This window comes from Isoptericola sp. GX10416 (genome assembly GCF_056590155.1).
Genome location: NZ_JBWPVO010000002.1, coordinates 101329 through 120366 on the forward strand (window position 1 = coordinate 101329; position 19038 = coordinate 120366).

Genomic DNA, 19038 nt, shown 5'->3' on the forward strand with positions numbered 1-19038 from the left:
ACGGTCAGCGGGCAGGTTTCAGCGGGACAGGTTCAGGTCGGGCAGCAGGTCGGCGAGCAGGGCGCGGACGCGCACGCCCAGCTCGTCGCGGATGGCGCGGACGCCGGACGGCGAGGCGAGCGCAGGGTCGCCGACGGCCCAGTCCTCGTACCGTTTGCCGGGCAGCACCGGGCAGGTGTCCCCGCACCCCATGGTGACGACGACGTCGGCGGCCCGCAGCGCGTCGTCGGTCAGGGGCTTCGGGTAGGCGGTCGAGGCGTCGTCGGCCGGGCCGGGTCCGAGCTCGTCGAGGAACGGCTTGACGGTGGCGTGCACGTCGCCCGCGGGGAGGGAACCCGCCGACCGCACGACGACCCGGTCGCCCGCGTGGTGGCGGAGCAGGGCAGCGGCCAGCTGGGAGCGGCCGGCGTTGGCGACGCAGACGAAGAGGACCTGCGGAGGGCGGGGGCCGTCGGCGTCGCGGGTGCCGCCGTCGGCCGTCCGTGATGCGGCGTCGACGAGCCGCTGACGGGCGAAGTGCTCGGTGAGGGGCACGAGGTGGGTGGTCATCCCGCCGCGCCGGGCCAGCGCCGTGTACGACTCGCGCACCACCTGCAGCGCCACGGCGGGGTCGGTGCCCGGAACGCGCAGGGTGAGGGACTCTGCGAGCCGGCCGAGCTCGGGCTCGACGTCGCGCAGGCCGGTGAGCTCGCGCGGCCGGTCGTCCTGCCGGTTCTCGACCGCGGCGGGTGCGAACCGGTCGAGCAGCACGGTCACGGCCCCGCGGTAGCCGGGCGCGACCCGGTACCAGACCCAGGTACCGCGCCGCTGGGAGGTGAGGACGCCGACGTCGCGCAGCACTTTGAGGTGGTGGCTCACGGTGGGCTGGGAGACGTCGGCGAGCTCGGCGAGGTCGCACACGCACGCCTCGCCGTCGGCGGATGTCGTGATGGCGGACAGCATGCGCAGCCGCAGCGGGTCGGCGAGCGCCTTGAGCGTGGTGGCGACGACGTCGGCGGCGTCGGCCCCGATGGCGTGGTCGGCCGCGCTGAGCCGGGGGGCGCAGGCTGCGCCGTCGGGCGCCGTGGTGGTCATGACCGGGTCTCCTGGGTCTCCTCGGTTGCTGCCTGCGGTGCGGCGCCTGTTCGCGGGTCCACGCCGAACCATCGGCGCCCGGCCCACAGGCCGACGTAGACGAGGCCCACGAGGACGGGGACCTCGATGAGCGGCCCCACGACCCCGGCGAGGGCTTCGCCGGAGGTGGCGCCGAAGGTCGCGACGGCGACGGCGATGGCGAGCTCGAAGTTGTTGCCCGCGGCAGTGAAGGCGAGCGTGGTGGTCCGTGCGTAGCCGAGCCCGAGGGCCTTGCCGGTGACCATGCCGATGCCCCACATGACGCCGAAGTAGACGAGCAGGGGCAACGCGATCCGGGCGACGTCGGCCGGGCGGGAGGAGACCTGCTCACCCTGCAGGGCGAAGAGCAGGACGATCGTGAACAGCAGCCCGTACAGGGCCCACGGGCCGATGCGCGGCACGAAGCGCTCCTCGTACCAGTCGCGTCCCCGCGTGCGCTCGCCGATCGCGCGGGAGGCGAACCCGGCGGCGAGCGGGATGCCGAGGAAGACGAGCACGTTGAGCGCGATCTGGCCGATCGACACGTCGAGCCCGGCCGTGTCGAGGCCGAGCCAGCCGGGCAGCACCGTGAGGTAGAAGTACCCGAGCAGCGAGAACATGACGACCTGGAACACGGAGTTGATCGCGACGAGCACCGCGGCGGCGTCGCGGTCGCCGCAGGCGAGGTCGTTCCAGATGACCACCATGGCGATGCAGCGCGCCAGCCCGACGACGACGAGTCCGGTGCGGTAGGCGGGCAGGTCGGGCAGGAAGATCCACGCCAGGGCGAACATGAGCCCGGGCCCGACGACCCAGTTCAGGACCAGCGAGCTGACCAGCAGCCGCTTGTCCCCGGTGACGGCGGCCATCCTGTCGTAGCGGACCTTGGCGAGCACCGGGTACATCATCACGAGCAGGCCCATCGCGATGGGCAGCGAGATGCCGCCGACCTCCAGCGCGCCGAGCAGGTCCCCGAGGGCGGGGACGAAGCGGCCGAGCAGCAGGCCACCGACCATCGCCAGGCCGATCCACAGCGGGAGCCAGCGGTCGAGGCTGGACAGACGGGCACTGACCGGTGCCTGGACGGTAGTGGTCATGGAGCTCCTGACGTGGCTGTTTCGACGAACATCAATATAGATGGATCTCGATGCAGCGGTCAACGCGGCAGAGTCTTGCGGCCAGGCTGAACAAGCGTTTAGTGTGTTGAACATGAGTTCAGCCGAAGCTGCCGGGGTGCCTGAGGGCACCTCGTCGACCGGGCGGCCGCCGTCCGACGGCTCGGCGCGCGACCGCATCCGGGACGCGGCCGTGCTGCGCTTCGCGCGGTCCGGGTTCGGAGCCTCCGTGCGCACCATCGCCGCCGACGCCGGGGTGAGCCCCGCGCTGGTCATCCACCACTTCGGCTCCAAGGACGCGCTGCACCGCGCCTGCGACGACTTCGTGCTCCGCTGGATCATGGGGTCCAAGCGGCAGAACATGGGCAAGGCCACCAACGGGCAGTTGCTGCAGGTGATGGCGGAGATCGACGAGTACGCCCCGCTGCTGGGCTACTCCGTCCGGTCGTTGCAGGCTGGCGGCGACGTGGCCCGAGCCTTCGTGCAGCACATGATCGACGACGCGCAGGTCTACACCCGCGAGGCCGTGGCCGACGGCATCGCCAAGCCCAGCGTCGACGAGGACGCCCGCGTGCGCTACCTCGTGCTGTCCGCGCTCGGCACGATGCTGCTCTCCCTCACCCTCGACCCGCCGGAGGACCCCGAGGACTTCCGGGCGGCCGTGAGCAACTTCATGGCCGACCAGTACCTGCCCATGATCGAGCTCTTCACCCAGGGCTTCCTCACCAGCCGCCGCATGCTCGACGACTACCTGCTCTACGTCGGGGACCCGCCCGGCGCCTCGCCCGGGCAGGGCGACGCCGACCACGAGCACGTACCCGAGACCACGAGCGAGGAACCATGAACAGCACACCAGCCATCGAGATCCACGACCTGGACAAGTCCTTCGGCGCGGTCAAGGCCCTGGACGGCCTCGACCTCGCTGTCGCCCACGGGCAGGTCGCGGGCTTCCTCGGCCCCAACGGCGCCGGGAAGTCCACCGCCATCCGTGTCCTGCTGGGCCTGCTGCGCAAGGACGCCGGCAACGTCCGCGTGCTCGACGGGGACCCCTGGTCCGACGCCGTCGCCCTGCACCGCCGTCTGGCCTACGTCCCCGGGGACGTCAGCCTGTGGCCCAACCTGTCCGGCGGCGAGGCGATCGACTACCTCGCCCGCCTGCGCGGCAAGGTCGACAAGAGGCGCAAGAGCGAGCTGCTGGAGCGGTTCGAGCTCGACCCCACCAAGAAGGCGCGCACCTACTCCAAGGGCAACCGGCAGAAGGTCGCCCTGGTGTCAGCGTTCATGTCCGACGTCGACCTGCTCGTCCTCGACGAGCCGACCTCCGGCCTCGACCCGCTCATGGAAGCCGTCTTCATGGAGTACGTGCGCGAGGCCAAGGAGCGTGGCACCTCCGTGCTGCTGTCGAGCCACATCCTGTCCGAGGTGGAGAAGGTCTGCGACACCGTCACGATCATCCGCCAGGGCCGGGCCGTCGAGTCCGGCACGCTCGACGAGCTGCGCCACCTGACACGGTCCAGCGTCACCACCGTCGTGGCGGGCGACCCCGCGGCGCTGTCCGGCCTGGACGGCGTGCACGACGTCGCCACCGTGCCCACCGACGAGGGGAACCGCGTCACGTTCGACGTCGACGACGCCCGGATCGGGGGCGTCCTGGCCGCGCTGACCGCCATGGACGTGCGCAGCTTCACCGCGGCCCCGCCGTCGCTGGAGGAGCTGTTCATGCGCCACTACGGCGAGGACGTGACCGGCGACGCCGCAGGGTCCGACGGCGGCACGGACGGTGAGCCGGACCGGTCCGGCGGGCGCGCGCGGACCCGCAGCAAGGCAGGTGCGTGATGACGACGACCCTCGAGCGGCCGGTGCCCGCCGCGGCGTCCGCTCCTGCCCGGGGCGGCTCCACGCTGAGCGGCACCGGCAGTCTCATCCGCTTCATCCTGCGCCGTGACCGCGTGCGTCTCTCCGTGTGGACCGGCTCGCTGGTGCTGTTCTACGCGTACTTCACCGCGGCGCTCGGCATCATGGGCGAGACCGAGGGTGCGCTCCAGGCGCGCGGCGCGCTGATGGAGACGCCGTCGGGCATCGTCATGGGCGGCCCCGGCTACGGCGTCGAGAACTACACCGTCGGCGCGGCCATCGCGAACGAGGGCACCGTCTGGGTGGTCCTCGCGCTCGCCCTCATGAGCATCCTGCACGTGGTGCGGCACACCCGCGCCGAGGAGGAGACGGGCCGGTCCGAGCTGGTGCGCGCCGCTCCTGTCGGCCGCCACGCCCCGGCCGTGGCGGCCGTGGTCACGCTCGTGCTGGTCAACGCGGTGATCGCCGGCGTCTCGGCGCTCGCGATGACGGGTGTCGGCGGTGCCGAGGAGATGCCGCTGGCCGACTCGCTCGGCATGACCGTCGGCGCCGGGCTGAGCGCCATGGTCTTCGGCTCGATCGCGCTCGTGTTCTGCCAGCTCGTCGAGAGCGGCCGGGGTGCGAGCGGTCGCAGCGTGGCCGTGTTCGGTCTGGCGTTCGCCGTCGAGGTCGCGGGCAACCTGCGTGAGGTGCCGGGCGGCAGCGCGCTGTCCTGGTTCTCGCCGATCGCCTGGGCGCAGCAGACGAGGGCCTTCGTCGACCTGCGCTGGTGGCCGATGGCGCTGAGCGTCGTCACGATCGTCGTGCTGCTCGTCGCTGCTTCGATGCTCGCGTCCCGGCGGGACTTCGGCGGCGGCATGATCGCGACGCGGGCCGGGAGGCCCGACGCCCGCGATTCGTTGCGGAGCCCGCTCGCCCTCGCCTGGATCCAGCAGCGGGGAGCCCTGCGCTGGTCCGCCCTGGGGCTGGGCGCGATGTGGCTGGCGTCCGGCACGCTCGTCCCCGAGATCGGCACCATGATCGGCGACCTCATCGCCGACAACCCCGCGATGCAGGGGATCTTCGGCGAGGACACCACGCGGTTCGAGGCGGCGTTCCTCGGCGCGATCATGCTCTACGGCGCCCTGTGCGCGGCCGCGTACGCCATCGTGATGGGGCTGCGGCCCAAGGCCGAGGAGACCACCGGCCGTGCCGAGCTGGCGCTGTCCACGCCGGTCTCCCGCGGGCGCTGGCTCGGTGCCCAGCTCCTCGTCGCCGGCGTCGGCACCGTGGTGCTGCTCGCCGTCAGCGTCTACGCCCTGTGGGCCGGCGCGGTCTCGGTCGACATGACCGAACCCGGCCTCGGCACCTACACGGAGGTGCTTCTCGGCTACATACCCGCCGTGCTGATCTATCTGGGGCTCACGGCCGCGCTCTTCGCGTGGATCCCGCGAGCCACCGCGGCCGGGTGGGCGCTGCTGGCCTACACCTTCGTGATCGGCATGTTCGGCGGTCTCATCGAGGACCTGCCCGAGGCGGCGCACTGGATCTCCCCGTTCTACTGGGTCCCGGAGGCGTTCGTCGCGGACTTCGACGCCGGCTCGTTCGTGGGGCTGAGCGCCGTCGCGGCCGCCCTGCTCGTCCTGGCCTTCGTCGGTTTCCGCCGCCGGGACCTGCAGACGGTCTGAGCGGGCCAGCAAGCCTCGACCGGGCCTGCGGTGCGCCGTCGTGCACCGCAGGCCCGGTGGGTGCGCCGTGCAAGGACTAGCGTGTCCGCGTGACGAACGGACCTGACCCGACCCGCCCCGGCGGCGAGGCCCTGAGCGCGCCGGCCGAACCGCTCGCGCACGGGCTGCGGCCCCGGCACCTGACGATGATGGGCCTCGGTTCCGCCATCGGCGCCGGGCTGTTCCTCGGCTCGGGCGAGGCGATCGCGACCGCCGGCCCGGCGGTGCTGATCAGCTACGCCATCGCCGGGGCGATCGTCGTGGCCGTCATGCGGATGCTGGCCGAGATGGCGTCCGCGCTGCCCGCCTCGGGCTCGTTCTCCGTGTACGCGGAGGTCGCGCTGGGCCGGTGGGCCGGGTTCCTGCTGGGCTGGCTGTACTGGTTCATGCTGATCATGGTGCTCGGCGTCGAGGTCACCGGGGTGGCGGAGATCGTCTCCGGCTGGTGGCCGGGCGTGCCGCAGTGGGTGGTCGCGGGCGTCGTCGTGGCGGTCCTGGGCGGCATCAACCTGATCGGGGTGCGGCAGTTCGGCGAGGCCGAGTTCTGGTTCGCCCTGATCAAGGTGGCCGCCATCGTGGCGTTCCTCGCTGTCGGCGTGCTCGTCGTGGTGGGCGTCATCCCTGTCACGGGCAGCGTGCTCGGGCAGTGGGCCGAGCACGGCGGGTTCGCCCCGGCCGGCGTCGGCGGCATCGCGGCCGGCCTGCTCGCCGTCGCGTTCGCGTTCGGCGGCATCGAGATCGTGGCGATCGCCGCCGCCGAGGCGCGCGACCCGCGTGACGCCGTCGCCCGCGCCACCCGCACCATCCTGTGGCGCATCCTGGCGTTCTACCTCGGTTCCGTCGCGATCATCGTGGCGCTCCTGCCGTGGGACGACGCCGACGCGCTCACCTCGCCGTTCGTGGGCGTCCTCGAGCTGGCCGGGTTCGACGGCGCGGCGCGGCTCATGGAGGTCGTGGTCGTGCTGGCGCTGCTGAGCGCGTTCAACGCGCAGGTGTACGGCACGTCGCGCATGTTGTTCTCCCTCGGGGAGCGGCGTGACGCCCCGGCGGCGGCCACGAAGATCTCCCGCCGGGACGTGCCGTGGGTGGCGGTGCTGGTGTCCGTGTTCTTCGGCGTCGTGGCGGTGCTCCTGAACTGGCTGCTGCCGGAGGCGCTGCTGTCGGTGCTGCTCAACGCCGTCGGCTCCGCGTTGTTCGTCGTCTGGTTGCTCATCACCGTGTCGCAGCTCCGGCTGCGGCCCCGCCTGGAGGCCGAGGCGGCGCGTTCCGGGGAGCCGATGCGCCTGCGGGTGTGGGCCTTCCCCTGGCTCACCTGGGCCACCCTCGCGGCCCTCGTGGGGCTCGCCGCGCTGATGCTGACCGACGACGCCGCGCGGGCACAGCTCGTCGCCACGGCGGTGCTGGTCGCCGTCATCCTCGGGGCGTACCTGGTGCGCCGAGCCTTCGCACGGCGCGAGGCCCGGTCGTCGGAGGTGGGAGCATGAGCGCCATGGGTGAGCTCCTTGCCGTCTGCCGTGTCCACCAGCTGCTGCCCGACGCCGGGACGGTCGGCATCACCGCGATCGACAAGCGGCCCGTCGAGGGCAGGGTGCGGGCCGGGCGCTACGGGCTCTACGCCGACGTCCAGGCGGACCGTGAGAACCACGGCGGCCTGGAGCAGGCGGTCTACGCCTATGCCGCCGAGGACGTCGCGTTCTGGGAGCCCGAGCTCGGACGGGAGATCCCTCCGGGTCTGTTCGGGGAGAACCTGCGGACCCGAGGTCTCGACGTGTCCGGAGCGCTCGTCGGGGAGCAGTGGCGCATCGGGACGGTGCTGCTCGAGGTGACGCAGCCGCGCACCCCGTGCGCCACCTTCGCGCGACGGCTCGGGTCGCCGCCGCGCTGGGTGCGCCGGTTCGCCGAGGCGAACCGCACGGGGTCCTACCTGCGGGTCGTCGAGCGGGGTGAGCTCGGGGCGGGCGACGCCGTCGAGATCGTGTTCCGGCCCTCGCACGGGGTGTCCGTGGCGGACTGGTTCGGCACGTGGAACGCGGGTGCTCCGGCGTTCGGCGCGGCTGCCGAGCTGGCGGCGGCCCTACGGAGGTCCGCCGACGACGGCGAGGTGCGCCTGAGCGACGAGATGGACCGCCGCGTCAGCAAGGCGCTGACACGCGCAGTGTGACGTTCCACGTGGTCAGTGGCTCGCCGGTCTGCGGATTCCCTCTTGCAGCGACCCTCGCTGTTCGCTAGTGTCGAACGCATGTTCGAAGACGACGCTTCCCACCCGGCGCGGCACGCTGTCGGGACTCGTCGTGCACGAACCCCCGGTCCCGGTGCGGTCGGTGCCCCGGCCGCACCGGGACCCAACCACCGAGAGCCGCGAGCGAGCACCGACTCCGCCGCACTCATGGACGACGGCGAGGACGGCGGCACGGGGCTCGAGCGAGAGCTTGCCGACCTTCTCGCGGTCGAGGTCGGCGCAGCGCATCCCTACACGGTGTTCGAGCTGTGCCCCGCTCCCGGCCGCGACGGTCGCTCCGACGGCGGCGGCGCCCGGCCCGACGGCGGCGGGCTGTCGGGGCCAGACGCATGGCTCGACGAGATGCCGGGCGGTCCGGGGCCGTCACTCGCGACGATGCTGGCGAGCACCGAGCCCGCCGACCTCGACGACACCTCCCTGGTCGAGCTGCTGGCCGCCTGGGAGCGGTTGGCCGCCTGGGCGCAGGCGGGGTCGGCCGCGGCGCTCGGTGAGCTGCTGCAGCGCACGCGCGGGTCGTCCCGGCACGAGTTCGTGGCCGACGAGGTCTCGGCTCGGCTCGGCCTGAGCCGGCACGCCGCCGCGCAGCACGTCGCGGTCGCCCAGGGCGTCCGGTCGATCCCGGAGGTCGCCGACGCGATGGCGGCCGGTGTGGCCGACCGGCGCAAGGCAGAGGTGCTCGTCGCGACGGGGCGGCTCGACGACGCCCGACGACGGCAGGTGGTCCGCGAGCTGCGCCACGACCTCGAGCACCTCACCGTGCGGCAGATCCGCGACCGGCTGCGCCGGGCAGAGATCACCGCCGACCCGGACGGCACGATCGAGCGTCACCGCGAGGCGCGGCGGTCACGGTCGGTCGTGTTCGAGCCGGTCGACGATGCCATGGCCTATCTGACCGCCTACCTTCCCGCCGCCGACGCGGCGCGTGCCCGTGCGGCGATCGACGGCCTGGGCGGGGAGCTGCACCGCACCCCGGGGGAGGCCAGGCGCCTCGACGAGTGCCGGGCCGACGCGCTGGTCGCACTCCTCACCGGAGCAGTCGAACCGGCCGTCGACACGCCCGCGTCCCCGATGCCCGGCGCAGAGCTGCCCTGCGTCGACGCACCCGGCTCCCAGGTGTCGCAGCCGTACGCGTCGCAGTTCCACGCATCGCAGTTCCAGGCGCCGTGCGGCCGCTCGTCGCCCGTGCAGGTGACCATCGCGGCGTCGACGTTGCTCGGCACCGACGACCTCCCGGCGATCCTGGCGGGCTACGGGCCGATCCCCGCACCGATGGCTCGGACGATCGCGACCGACCCGGAGGCGGTCTGGCAGCGCATCCTCACCGATCCGGTCTCCGGGGTGCTGACGGACCGTTCGTCGCGCTCGTACCGACCGAGCCGGGCGCTGCGTGCCGCCGTGGTGGCCCGCGACGCCACGTGCGCGTTCCCCGGCTGCGGCGTGCCGGCGTCGCGTGGCGACCTCGACCACATCGTGCCCTTCGACGCGGGGCGCGGCGGGCCGCAGACCCACGGCGACAACCTGCACGCCCTGTGCCGCACGCACCACCGGGCCAAGACGACCGGTGGCTGGGCGGTGGTACGCGACCCGGCCACCGGGACGAGCGTCTGGACCTCGCCGACGCAGCACCGGTACGCGAGCGCGCCGTACCGCGCGGATCCTGCGGGCGTCCGGCCGCGTCCTCGGGTCGACGATGCCCCGCCGCCCTTCTGAGCGTGCCAGGATGGACCGATGGAGACGCACACGCCCGTCGCGGCCGACCATGTCGTGACCTGCGACGACGTCGGGAACCGCATCGGTACGGTCGCCCGTGCCGAGGTCCACACGACCGACACGCCGCTGCACCTCGCGTTCTCCTGCTACCTGCTGGACGACGAAGGACGTCTGCTGGTCACCCGGCGCGCCCTGGCCAAGAAGACCTGGCCGGGCGTCTGGACCAACTCGTTCTGCGGCCACCTGCGGTGGACGGAGAGTGCCGAGCAGTCGTTGGTCCGGCATGCCGAGCACGAGCTGGGTGCCGAGGTGTCGAACATCGAGGTGGTCGTCCCGGGGTTCCGCTACCGCGCTGTGGACGCCTCGGGGATCGTGGAGAACGAGATCTGCCCGGTCTACGTCGCGCGCGTGGTCGGGGACGTGGAGCCCAACCCGGACGAGGTGTCGGAGCACGTGTGGGCGCCCGTCGGTCAGGTGCTGGCCGCGGTCGAGGCGACCCCGTGGGCGTTCAGCCCGTGGATGGTGCGCCAGCTCGCCGAGATCCCGGCGGCGCGGCTCGGCTGAGCTTCCGCGCGGCGCGGCTGAGCCTCAGCGCACCCGGCGGCGCGGCTCCCGCGGAGGCCACTCGCCGTCGTCGGACCCGTCGTCGGCCTGGAGCAGCAGCTCCTGCAGCTGGCGGTGCACGTCCTCGACGTCGGGGACGTCGTGCAGCACCATGCCCCGCTTCTCGGTGGCGTCGGCGACCACGAGGGTGCCGCAGCCGAACAGGCGGTCGACGAGCCCTTTCTCCATCGAGACGTCGTTGATGCGGTGGAGCGGGATGTCGCGGCCCACGCGGGTCAGCAGCCCGGAGCGCATGGCGATGCGCTGGTTCGTCACGGAGAACGAGGTGGTGCGCCACTTCAGCCACGGCAGGAAGACCCACACCACCGCGACGAGCGCGAGCACACCGAGACCGACCCACCGCCCGGGACCGTCGGGGACCAGCGTGACGACGGCGACCGCACCGACCAGCGCGGCGATCAGCACCACGACCGGCCACACCAGGGCCTTCGTGTGCTCCCGCAGCTCCATGACGACGTGCTCACCGTCGATGAGGTTCTTCTCGTTCAGGGCCATGGCGTCATCCTGCCACCAGGTTCCACGCCTCTATCGACTCCAGACCGTGCGAGGTGCCGAGCGCGCAGATCGCGGCGGTTCCGAGCTCGAGGCGCGCCCCGAACGTCGGGTCGACGTCCAGCCAGGCCGTGGCGAGGACGCGCAGCAGGTGGCCGTGCGCGACGACGAGCACGGTGCCGCCGTCGTCGAGCGTGGGGCGGGCCCGGTCGAGGAACCGGTCGGTGCGCGCCCGGACGTCGGCGAGGCTCTCGCCGTGCCGTGTGCCGCCGTCGGGCACGCTGCCGGCCGGGTCGGGCGGCACGACGTCCACGCCCTCGCGAAAGATCTCGAACTCCCGGCCGATGCTCTCGGTGATCTCGGCGGACGTGCGGCCTTCCGCGGGGCCGTAGTCCCACTCGGCGAGGTCCGGGTCGACGACGGCCTCGGGGAAGCCCGCGAGCTCGGCGGTGCGGTGGGCGCGCTGGAGCGGCGAGCAGTAGACGACGGCGGGGGAGAGCCCGGCCAGACGGCGTCCGGCGTCCCGGGCCTCGCGCTCGCCGGCGGTCGTCAGCGGCAGGTCGGTCCGGCCGGTGTGCTTCCCGGCGGCCGACCAGGTCGTCTCGCCGTGGCGGAGGAGGACGAGGCGAGGAGCGGAGGAGGGTGGCAGGTCCATGCTCCGATCGTCGCCCACATCCGGCCGGATGGTGGAGGAAGTCGCGCCGAGAGGTCCGGATCTGGCATTCTTCACACGCTCGACACATCCTCGAACCTCGACGCTCGGAGCTCTGCGTGCTCGTCTTCGTCCTCATCGGTGCCGCTGGACTCGTGCTGCTGCTGCTCTCGCTCGTCATCGGGGAGCTGGTGGACATGGGCGACGGTGCGCTGTCCGGCACGTCGCTCGGTGTCGGGGCGGTGGTCTTCGGCGCCGTGGGGTCGATCGTGACCGTCAACGGGCTGCCTGTCTGGACCGCCTACGCGGCGTCGGCCGTCGTCGGTCTGCTCGCCGCCGTCGTCGCCCAGCTCATGATCCGCCGACTCAGCGCCACCGAGGACAACGCGAACGTCTCGCTCGTCGGGGTGCAGGGCACTGCCGTCACGGACATCGGCCAGGCGTCCGGCGAGGTCTCCCTCGACGCGGTCAGCGAGCTCGAGCGGCGCCTCGCGTGGTCGCTGGAGCCGATCGCGGAGGGCACGCGCGTCGTGGTGCTCGAGCACCAGCCCAACAGCGTGCGCGTCGGGCCGTACCGGCCCGGGGCGTAGTCACCGCACCACCCTCCCGGAAGGAGCCGCGCTCCGGCGCGCATCATGACCGACTCGTCCAGCTTCGTGACCACCATCGCGGTGGTCGCCATCGTCATCGCGTTCCTCGCGGTGGGGATCTTCGTCGCCCAGCGCATCCGCCGGGTGCCGCCGAACCAGGCCCTCGTCATCGTCGGCCGCGGCGCCGGGCGCAAGGAGGTCAGCGGGCAGAAGGTCGTCATCGGCGGTCGGACCTTCGTCTGGCCGATCCTGCAGCAGGGCTTCGCGATCTCCCTCGAGCAGCGTCAGATCGGCATGACGGTCGAGGGCGTCGACGCGAACCGCATCAAGATCGCCATCAAGGCGTCGATCAACTTCAAGGTGCGGGGTGACGAGGAGGGCGTGCGCCGTGCGGCGCAGCGCTTCCTGTCCCAGCAGGAGCTCCTCACCGAGATCATCGCGGAGTCCCTCGAGGGTTCGCTGCGCTCGATCGTCGGCGACATGTCGATCGAGGAGATCATCTCCGACCGCAAGGGCCTGTCCGACCGCGTCGTCGAGTCCACCAAGAAGGACCTCGCCGAGCAGGGCCTGCAGGTCGACATCCTCAACATCTCCGACATCTCGACGCCCGGCTCGGACTACCTGGCCAACCTGGGCCGCGCCGAGTCGGCACGCGCCCGCCAGGTCGCCGAGGTCTCCGAGGCGGAGGCGCAGCGGGCGTCGGAGTTCGCCGTCATCGAGGCTGCCGAGCAGATCGCCGAGCGTCAGAAGGCGCTCGACCTCAAGAAGGCCTCCATCAAGGCCGAGACCGACCGCGCACAGGCCGAGGCCGACGCCTCCGGCCAGCTCGCCCGGGCGGAGCAGGACCGTCTCGTCGCCCAGCAGGAGCGGGAGGCGCTGTCGGAGAAGGCGCGCGTGGAGCAGGAGCGCCTCGACATCGAGGTCCGCAAGCCGTCCGAGGCCAAGGCCTACGCCGAGGTCCAGGAAGCCAACGCGCGGCGTGACTCGGAGAACGCGGCCACCGAGGCCGAGGCCTTCAAGCGGACGACGATCGCCGAGGCGAACAAGACCGCAGCGATCCAGGACGCCGAGGCCGCCGCCGAGTCGGTCCGTCGTGCCGGTGAGGCCGACCGTGACCGCCAGGTGGCACAGGCCGCCGGTATCCGGGCCGAGGGTGAGGCCCGCGCGGCCGCCATCGAGGCCGAGGGTCGCGCCGAGGCTGCCGCCACGGACGCCAAGGCGATCGCGCTGGAGAAGTACGGCGAGGCCGCGCTGGTCCAGGAGCTCATCGAGCGCCTGCCGGAGATCGTCCGCGCCGCGGCCGAGCCGATCGCCAGCATCCAGGGCATGACGGTGATCTCCACCGACGGTGCGTCGGCGGTCACCAAGAACGTCAGCAGCGTCCTCGGCGAGGGCCAGGCCGTCGTCAAGGAGCTGACCGGCGTGGACATCAACCAGCTCATCGCCGGCATCGCGAACAAGGACGGCGGGGCGCAGGCCGTCGCCACCAACGGTTCGTCGAACTGACGCGCGCACGCAGGAGGCCCGCACGATCCCACCGGATCGTGCGGGCCTCCTGCGTCTGTCAGTCGAAGAGCGTGTCCAGCTCCCAGCCCGGGCCGGAGGTGGCCGAGGTCCGGGACCGGTCGCCGTCGCCGCACCGCGCACCGACGGGCTCGGGGTCGCGCGCCGACTGCTCGGCGGCGGTGCGTCCCGACGGTTCGCCCCGCCCCACGCCGGCGTCGGCGGCGTCCAGCAGCAGGCCGTCGACGGCGCCGCGCCCGGCAGCCCAGTCCTCGGCGGCAAGTCGTGCGAGCTCCTGGGCGCGTTCCGTGAACGGGCTGTCGACGTGGCCACGGACCCACCGGAACCGGACCGGGCCGGAGCGGTCGGTGATCGCCCGGTCGAGAGTCTGGACGAGCTCGAGGTGCTGCACCGGGCCGCCGGACGCCGTCCGCCAGCCGTGGGCCTTCCACCCCTCGAGCCACTCCGAGGCGCAGCGGATCGCGTACTGCGACGCGGACTCCACGAAGAGCGGCTCCTCACCCGGGTGGGCCTCGACGGCGCGGCACAGCGCGGTGAGGTCCGCGACCTGCGGGGTGCCGTCGAAGGCGCCGCCGGAGTCGAAGCGGCCTGAGCCGTGTGCGACCCACGCCCAGCCGATCGCCCCGCCCGTGTCGCTCAGGCTGGAGCCGTCGGTGCTGACAATGATCACGCCGTTGTCCCTCGGTGTTCCTCGGTTTCCCACGGAGTATGCCGCCTCGTGGGGCGACAGGGAACATTGTGCCCTGCCCCGGTGACATCCGGGTGAACCTCTCGCGTACGGATCACCGAAACCCGCGGTCCGAGCCGCCGGAAACCGCTCGACGGCGTACCGGAACCCACGGGCCGCCGTCGGAAGGGATCATGGTGACCCATGGACGACGCCACACCCGCTGCCGCACGCACCTCGGCCGACGTCCGGCGTTGGCGCCGGTACCTGGCCGCCGAGCGCGCCGAGGCGGCCGTGTACCGCGACCTGGCTGCCCGCCGTCGTGGTGAGGAGCGCGAGATCCTGCTCGCGCTGGCAGCGGCCGAGCGGCGGCACGAGCAGCACTGGCTCGACCTGCTCGGCGACGACGTCGGCATGCCGCTGCAGGGAGATCCGCGCACCCGGTTCCTCGCCTTCCTCGCACGGCGGTTCGGCGGTGTCTTCGTCCTGGCGCTCGCTCAGCGTGCCGAGGCGCGCTCGACGTACGGGCGCGAGGAGTACGCCACCGCACAGATGGCTGCCGACGAGCAGATCCACGAGGAGGTCGTGCGCAGCCTCGCCACGCGCGGCCGCAACCGCCTGTCCGGGACGTTCCGCGCCGCCGTCTTCGGCGCGAACGACGGTCTCGTGTCCAACCTCGCGCTCGTGCTCGGCATCGGCGCGTCCGGCGTCGCCACGGGGACCATCCTCGTCACCGGGGTCGCGGGCCTGCTCGCCGGCGCGCTGTCGATGGGCGCGGGGGAGTACATCTCCGTGCGCTCGCAACGAGAGCTGCTCGAGGCGTCGACGCCCGACCCCGAGGCCGTCAACGCGTTGCCGCACCTCGACGTCGACGCGAACGAGCTCGCCCTCGTCTACCGGGCGCGCGGCCTGGACGCCGACGCGGCACAGATCCGTGCGGACGCCGTGCTCGCCCGCCTCGCCGCGACGGGAGCGGTGGAGAGCCTCGGCGACGACGGCGGCACGCGCGCCCCGGAACCGTCGGACAGCACAGAGGGGCACCCCGACACGCACGAGACGCACGGCACCGCCTGGGGCGCCGCGATCTCGAGCTTCTGGTTCTTCTCCTCCGGGGCGATCGTCCCGGTGCTGCCGTACCTGTTCGGGATGTCGGGGCTCGGCGCCGTCGTCATGGCGTCCGTGCTGGTCGGTGTGTGCCTCGTCGTGACCGGCGCGGTGACCGGCCTGCTCTCCGGCACCTCCCCGGTGACGAGGGCGCTGCGTCAGCTCGCCATCGGTTTCGGTGCGGCGGCGGTCACCTACGCGCTGGGCCTGGCCTTCGGCACCACGGTGGCCTGACGCGCCGCCCGGCTGCTCAGCCCGAGAACTCCTCGTACAGCCGGATCGAGGCCTCGAGGGCCCAGTCGTTGGTGAGCTGTGCAGTGTTGTCCGGGTCCTGCAGGTACAGCGACGTCGCGACGTGCATCACGTTGAACCGGCCGAAGTGGTAGCCGAACGGATCGATCTGCTCGCCGCCGACCCACTCGTTGCCGAGCGTGGCGATGTAGCCGTCGTGCTCCGCGAGCCGCGGCTCGTCCGCGACGAGGTCGAACTCGCGCATCTCGGCCTCGTCGTCCTCCCGCGCGACCTCGATGCTGACGCTGTACCCGCCGTCGGTCATGAGCTGCTCGAAGTCCGCCGACCCGTCGACGATCGCGGGCGGGAAGTACGTGCACTGCTTGGTGTACCGCACCGCGTCCGCCGTCGGGTCCGGGTCCGGGTCGTCCGGGTGGGCCACCAGGTCGGCCACCGCGGGGCCGAGGGCCGCGTGCAGCTCGCCGCACGACGGCAGGTCGTCGATCGAGGGCAGCGCCCGTCCGTCCGTGTTGGTCCCGCCGGACCCGCTGCCGTCCGCCCCACTGTCTGGGCCGGCGTCGTCGGCGGGCTCGGCTGCGGCGCTGTGCTGCGGTGCGCTGCCCGGACCGTCCTCGGCGTCGGCAGGTTCGGGCTCGGCGGAGCAGGCGCAGAGCGTCAGGACGGCGGCGAGACCGACCGCGCGGAGCAGACCCGGTCGGAGGTTGGCGTTCACGCTCTGCATCGTAGGTGCCCAGCCCGTCCCCAGGTGGCTGTCAGAGGTCGCTCGGAGGTTACCGGTGCATCACGATGGGACGATGAACGACTCGCGCCCGCACGTGACCGTCCGCACCGACCCCGCCCGGAACGTCTACCTCGCGCTGCTCGACGACGGCACGGAGGCCGGCGGTGCCTACTTCCGGCGTCGCGACGGCGTCGTCACGTTCACCCACACGGAGGTCTCCCCGGAGCTCGAGGGCCAGGGCGTCGGCTCGGCGCTGGCCCGCGGCGCCCTGGACGACGTCCGCTCGCTCGGCGAGAAGATCGTCCCCCGGTGCCCGTTCGTCAAGGCGTACGTCGACCGGCACCCTGAATACCAGGACCTGCTGGCCTGACGGCGGCCCGGGCCCGCCGTCAGAGCGCCTCGCCCACGACCTGCTTCGCCGCGGCCTGCACCTCGGCCAGATGGTCGGCGGAGACGAACGACTCGGCGTAGATCTTGTAGACGTCCTCCGTGCCCGAGGGGCGCGCCGCGAACCAGGCGTCCGCCGTCGTCACCTTCAGCCCGCCGATCTTCGCGCCGTTGCCGGGCGCCTCGGTGAGCTTCGCGGTGATCTCGGAGCCCGCGAGCGTCGTCGAGGTGACCTGGTCCGGGGAGAGCGCCGCCAGGCGGCCCTTCTCCTCGCGCGACGCCGGAGCGTCGACGCGGGCGTACCAGGACTCGCCGTGCTCGGCCACCAGCTCGGCGTGGTGCTGCGACGGGGACCGCCCGGTCGTGGCGATGATCTCCGCGCCCAGCAGCGCGAGCAGCAGGCCGTCCTTGTCGGTCGACCACACGCGACCGTCGCGGCGCAGGAACGAGGCGCCGGCCGACTCCTCGCCACCGAACCCGATGTCGCCGGTCAGCAGCCCGGGAACGAACCACTTGAAGCCGACGGGCACCTCCGTGAGCTCGCGGCCCAGGCCCGCGGCCACCCGGTCGATCAGCGCCGAGGAGACGAGCGTCTTGCCGATGGCGGCACCGGCCGGCCAGTCGGGCCGCGCGCCGCCGAACAGGTACTGGATGGCCACGGCCAGGTAGTGGTTAGGGTTCATCAGGCCGGCGTCCGGGGTGACGATGCCGTGGCGGTCGGCGTCCGCGTCGTTGCCCGTCGCGATGTCGTACGGGGCCGCAGCCCCGCCGTCGGGCGCCATGGTGGCGACGAGCGACGCCATGGCGTGCGGGGAGGAGCAGTCCATGCGGATCTTGCCGTCCCAGTCCAGGGTCATGAAGGCCCAGCGGGGGTCGACCTGCGGGTTCACGACCGTGAGGTCGAGCCCGTAGCGCTCGCCGATCGCGCCCCAGTACTCCACGGACGCCCCGCCGAGCGGGTCGGCGCCGATGCGCACGCCCGACTCGCGGATCGCGTCCAGGTCGAGCATGTTCGCGAGGTCGTCGACGTACGTCGAGAGGTAGTCGTGCTTGTGCGTCGTGGCGGCGGCCAGCGCCGTGTCCAGCGAGACGCGGTGGATGCGCGCGAGACCGCCGGCCCGGAGCAGCTCGTTCGCGCGGTCGGCGATCCAGCTCGTCGCGTCGGAGTCCGCGGGCCCGCCGTGGGGCGGGTTGTACTTGAACCCGCCGTCCCGCGGCGGGTTGTGCGACGGCGTGACGACGATCCCGTCCGCGGCGCCCGGGCCCGCGGTGCGCAGCCCTTCGTCCGACGCCGCCCCGTTGTGGATGAGGATCGACTGCGAGACCGCGGGCGTCGGGGTGTACGAGTCGCGGGCGTCGATCATGACGGTCACGCCCGCGCCGGCGAGCACCTCGAGCGCGGTCTGCCAGGCGGGCCGCGACAGGGCGTGGGTGTCGCGGCCGAGGAACAGCGGGCCGTCCGTGCCCTGGGCCGCCCGGTACTCCACGATCGCCTGCGTGACGGCGGCGATGTGCGCCTCGTTGAAGGCGCCGTCCAGGCTGGAGCCGCGGTGGCCCGAGGTGCCGAAGACGACCTGCTGGGCAGGGTCTTCCACGTCGGGCTTGCGGTCGTAGTACGCGCCGACCACCTGGTCGACGTCGATGAGGTCCTGATCCTGGGCGGTCTGCCCTGCGCGCTCGTGCATGCCTCGATACTGCCAGCCGTGACGAGGTGTGTCTCCCCCCTCGGCCAGCCCGGCGGATCAGCGTTCTGCCTGGCCGCGCGCCCGCTCGCGGTCGAGGTGCTCCCGGAACCAGCCCAGCGCGTGGTGCACGGAGGCGATGCCGTAGCCGAGCGTCGCGCGCTGGTGGGTGGCGACGTCCTCGAGCCCGGCGGGGATCTCGACGCCGTCGAGCTGTGCGTCGAGCCCGCGGAACTGCGCGAGCTCCGCCTCGAGCCTCCGCACGATGCCCTCCAGCACGGGCACACGGTCCTGCGAGGGCAGCAGCCCGAGGAAGAAGAGCCGCGAGAGGGCGGCCGTCTCGATGTCCGGGCCGGTGAGCTCGCCGGTCATCCAGGCGTCGAACTCCCGGCGCCCGGTCTCGGTCACGCGGTAGACCTTGCGGCCCCGGGCACCCGCGTCGACGCTGGCCACCTCGATCGCGCCACGGTCCAGCAGGACGTCGAGGGCGCGCTTGATGCTCCCGGAGCTGGCGCTGTAGAAGAGCGAGACGCCGGCCTCGAAGCTCTTCACGAGGTCGTAGAGGCTCTGGGGCGCGATCAGCAGGAGTCCGAGGATCACGTGGGCCATGCGCGCCACTCTAGGAGT

19 protein-coding genes are annotated in these 19038 nt (G+C 72.7%); 11 read left to right on the forward strand and 8 right to left on the reverse strand.

Annotation, left to right across the window (positions count from 1 at the left end):
* Positions 1–18: 18 nt before the first annotated feature.
* Positions 19–1074: a metalloregulator ArsR/SmtB family transcription factor gene (locus ACWAT2_RS04255; RefSeq protein ID WP_402373194.1), complete on the reverse strand. Its 1056-nt coding sequence runs from the start codon at positions 1072–1074 to the stop codon at positions 19–21.
* Positions 1071–2189, reverse strand: a complete 1119-nt coding sequence (gene arsB / locus ACWAT2_RS04260; protein ID WP_402373196.1) for an ACR3 family arsenite efflux transporter — start codon at positions 2187–2189, stop codon at positions 1071–1073. Before arsB ends, ACWAT2_RS04255 begins: the two co-directional genes overlap by 4 nt.
* 112 nt (positions 2190–2301) lie before the next feature.
* Here arsB and ACWAT2_RS04265 point away from each other — a divergent pair, with 112 nt between their 5' ends.
* The 7 genes from ACWAT2_RS04265 to idi all read left to right on the forward strand — a co-directional run bounded on the left by ACWAT2_RS04265 (position 2302) and on the right by idi (position 10280).
* Positions 2302–3051 (forward strand): TetR/AcrR family transcriptional regulator, encoded by a 750-nt coding sequence (locus ACWAT2_RS04265; protein WP_402373199.1) that lies wholly within the window; start codon positions 2302–2304, stop codon positions 3049–3051.
* The gene (locus tag ACWAT2_RS04270; RefSeq protein ID WP_402373202.1) at positions 3048–4043 is read left to right on the forward strand and encodes an ABC transporter ATP-binding protein; all 996 of its coding nucleotides are present in this window, start codon (positions 3048–3050) and stop codon (positions 4041–4043) included. The genes ACWAT2_RS04265 and ACWAT2_RS04270 overlap by 4 nt, the downstream gene beginning before the upstream one ends.
* Positions 4043–5728 carry an ABC transporter permease gene (locus ACWAT2_RS04275; protein WP_402373204.1) on the forward strand — a complete coding sequence of 562 codons (1686 nt, stop codon included), beginning with the start codon at positions 4043–4045 and terminating at the stop codon, positions 5726–5728. The genes ACWAT2_RS04270 and ACWAT2_RS04275 overlap by 1 nt, the downstream gene beginning before the upstream one ends.
* Before the next feature lie 89 nt (positions 5729–5817).
* Entirely contained in the window at positions 5818–7251 is a 1434-nt protein-coding gene (locus ACWAT2_RS04280) for an amino acid permease (protein ID WP_402373206.1), read from the forward strand.
* On the forward strand, positions 7248–7928 hold the full coding sequence (locus ACWAT2_RS04285; RefSeq protein WP_402373209.1) for an MOSC domain-containing protein: 681 nt from the start codon (positions 7248–7250) through the stop codon (positions 7926–7928). The genes ACWAT2_RS04280 and ACWAT2_RS04285 overlap by 4 nt, the downstream gene beginning before the upstream one ends.
* A gap of 78 nt (positions 7929–8006) precedes the next feature.
* Positions 8007–9716, forward strand: a complete 1710-nt coding sequence (locus ACWAT2_RS04290; RefSeq protein WP_402373212.1) for an HNH endonuclease signature motif containing protein — start codon at positions 8007–8009, stop codon at positions 9714–9716.
* A gap of 18 nt (positions 9717–9734) precedes the next feature.
* Positions 9735–10280, forward strand: coding sequence for an isopentenyl-diphosphate Delta-isomerase (idi, locus tag ACWAT2_RS04295; protein WP_402373215.1), 546 nt, complete (start codon positions 9735–9737; stop codon positions 10278–10280).
* A 24-nt stretch (positions 10281–10304) separates the two neighbouring features.
* Here idi and ACWAT2_RS04300 read toward each other — a convergent pair whose 3' ends face one another.
* Both ACWAT2_RS04300 and ACWAT2_RS04305 read right to left on the reverse strand, forming a co-directional pair.
* The gene (locus ACWAT2_RS04300; protein WP_402373218.1) at positions 10305–10835 is read right to left on the reverse strand and encodes a PH domain-containing protein; all 531 of its coding nucleotides are present in this window, start codon (positions 10833–10835) and stop codon (positions 10305–10307) included.
* A gap of 4 nt (positions 10836–10839) precedes the next feature.
* Positions 10840–11487, reverse strand: a complete 648-nt coding sequence (locus tag ACWAT2_RS04305) for a histidine phosphatase family protein (RefSeq protein ID WP_402373221.1) — start codon at positions 11485–11487, stop codon at positions 10840–10842.
* 116 nt (positions 11488–11603) lie between these two features.
* On the opposite strand from ACWAT2_RS04305, the gene ACWAT2_RS04310 reads away from it, so the two are divergent.
* Entirely contained in the window at positions 11604–12074 is a 471-nt protein-coding gene (locus ACWAT2_RS04310; RefSeq protein WP_402373223.1) for an NfeD family protein, read from the forward strand.
* Between the two features lie 45 nt (positions 12075–12119).
* Positions 12120–13580: a flotillin family protein gene (locus ACWAT2_RS04315; protein ID WP_402373226.1), complete on the forward strand. Its 1461-nt coding sequence runs from the start codon at positions 12120–12122 to the stop codon at positions 13578–13580.
* A 58-nt stretch (positions 13581–13638) separates the two neighbouring features.
* Here ACWAT2_RS04315 and ACWAT2_RS04320 read toward each other — a convergent pair whose 3' ends face one another.
* The gene (locus ACWAT2_RS04320) at positions 13639–14268 is read right to left on the reverse strand and encodes a ribonuclease H family protein (RefSeq protein ID WP_402373229.1); all 630 of its coding nucleotides are present in this window, start codon (positions 14266–14268) and stop codon (positions 13639–13641) included.
* Positions 14269–14469: 201 nt separating this feature from the next.
* Between ACWAT2_RS04320 and ACWAT2_RS04325 the strand changes: the two genes are divergently transcribed.
* Positions 14470–15603 (forward strand): VIT1/CCC1 transporter family protein, encoded by a 1134-nt coding sequence (locus ACWAT2_RS04325; RefSeq protein ID WP_402373232.1) that lies wholly within the window; start codon positions 14470–14472, stop codon positions 15601–15603.
* A 16-nt stretch (positions 15604–15619) separates the two neighbouring features.
* Here the strand turns inward: ACWAT2_RS04325 and ACWAT2_RS04330 are convergent, their stop codons facing one another.
* Positions 15620–16333: a hypothetical protein gene (locus tag ACWAT2_RS04330; protein WP_402373235.1), complete on the reverse strand. Its 714-nt coding sequence runs from the start codon at positions 16331–16333 to the stop codon at positions 15620–15622.
* A gap of 82 nt (positions 16334–16415) precedes the next feature.
* On the opposite strand from ACWAT2_RS04330, the gene ACWAT2_RS04335 reads away from it, so the two are divergent.
* The gene (locus ACWAT2_RS04335) at positions 16416–16712 is read left to right on the forward strand and encodes a GNAT family N-acetyltransferase (protein ID WP_402373237.1); all 297 of its coding nucleotides are present in this window, start codon (positions 16416–16418) and stop codon (positions 16710–16712) included.
* A 19-nt stretch (positions 16713–16731) separates the two neighbouring features.
* Here the strand turns inward: ACWAT2_RS04335 and pgm are convergent, their stop codons facing one another.
* Positions 16732–18414 carry a phosphoglucomutase (alpha-D-glucose-1,6-bisphosphate-dependent) gene (gene pgm, locus ACWAT2_RS04340; RefSeq protein ID WP_402373239.1) on the reverse strand — a complete coding sequence of 561 codons (1683 nt, stop codon included), beginning with the start codon at positions 18412–18414 and terminating at the stop codon, positions 16732–16734.
* A gap of 57 nt (positions 18415–18471) precedes the next feature.
* Positions 18472–19020 (reverse strand): PadR family transcriptional regulator, encoded by a 549-nt coding sequence (locus tag ACWAT2_RS04345; protein WP_402373242.1) that lies wholly within the window; start codon positions 19018–19020, stop codon positions 18472–18474.
* Positions 19021–19038: the final 18 nt, after the last annotated feature.

Bases quoted from the DNA above. Each gene is read 5' to 3' on its own strand.
- ACWAT2_RS04255 (WP_402373194.1), bottom strand. From the start codon at position 1,074: ATGACCACCACGGCGCCCGACGGCGCAGCCTGCGCCCCCCGGCTCAGC.
- arsB (WP_402373196.1), bottom strand. From the start codon at position 2,189: ATGACCACTACCGTCCAGGCACCGGTCAGTGCCCGTCTGTCCAGCCTC.
- ACWAT2_RS04265 (WP_402373199.1), top strand. From the start codon at position 2,302: ATGAGTTCAGCCGAAGCTGCCGGGGTGCCTGAGGGCACCTCGTCGACC.
- ACWAT2_RS04270 (WP_402373202.1), top strand. From the start codon at position 3,048: ATGAACAGCACACCAGCCATCGAGATCCACGACCTGGACAAGTCCTTC.
- ACWAT2_RS04275 (WP_402373204.1), top strand. From the start codon at position 4,043: ATGACGACGACCCTCGAGCGGCCGGTGCCCGCCGCGGCGTCCGCTCCT.
- ACWAT2_RS04285 (WP_402373209.1), top strand. From the start codon at position 7,248: ATGAGCGCCATGGGTGAGCTCCTTGCCGTCTGCCGTGTCCACCAGCTG.
- ACWAT2_RS04290 (WP_402373212.1), top strand. From the start codon at position 8,007: ATGTTCGAAGACGACGCTTCCCACCCGGCGCGGCACGCTGTCGGGACT.
- idi (WP_402373215.1), top strand. From the start codon at position 9,735: ATGGAGACGCACACGCCCGTCGCGGCCGACCATGTCGTGACCTGCGAC.
- ACWAT2_RS04300 (WP_402373218.1), bottom strand. From the start codon at position 10,835: ATGGCCCTGAACGAGAAGAACCTCATCGACGGTGAGCACGTCGTCATG.
- ACWAT2_RS04305 (WP_402373221.1), bottom strand. From the start codon at position 11,487: ATGGACCTGCCACCCTCCTCCGCTCCTCGCCTCGTCCTCCTCCGCCAC.
- ACWAT2_RS04315 (WP_402373226.1), top strand. From the start codon at position 12,120: ATGACCGACTCGTCCAGCTTCGTGACCACCATCGCGGTGGTCGCCATC.
- ACWAT2_RS04325 (WP_402373232.1), top strand. From the start codon at position 14,470: ATGGACGACGCCACACCCGCTGCCGCACGCACCTCGGCCGACGTCCGG.
- ACWAT2_RS04335 (WP_402373237.1), top strand. From the start codon at position 16,416: ATGAACGACTCGCGCCCGCACGTGACCGTCCGCACCGACCCCGCCCGG.
- pgm (WP_402373239.1), bottom strand. From the start codon at position 18,414: ATGCACGAGCGCGCAGGGCAGACCGCCCAGGATCAGGACCTCATCGAC.
- ACWAT2_RS04345 (WP_402373242.1), bottom strand. From the start codon at position 19,020: ATGGCCCACGTGATCCTCGGACTCCTGCTGATCGCGCCCCAGAGCCTC.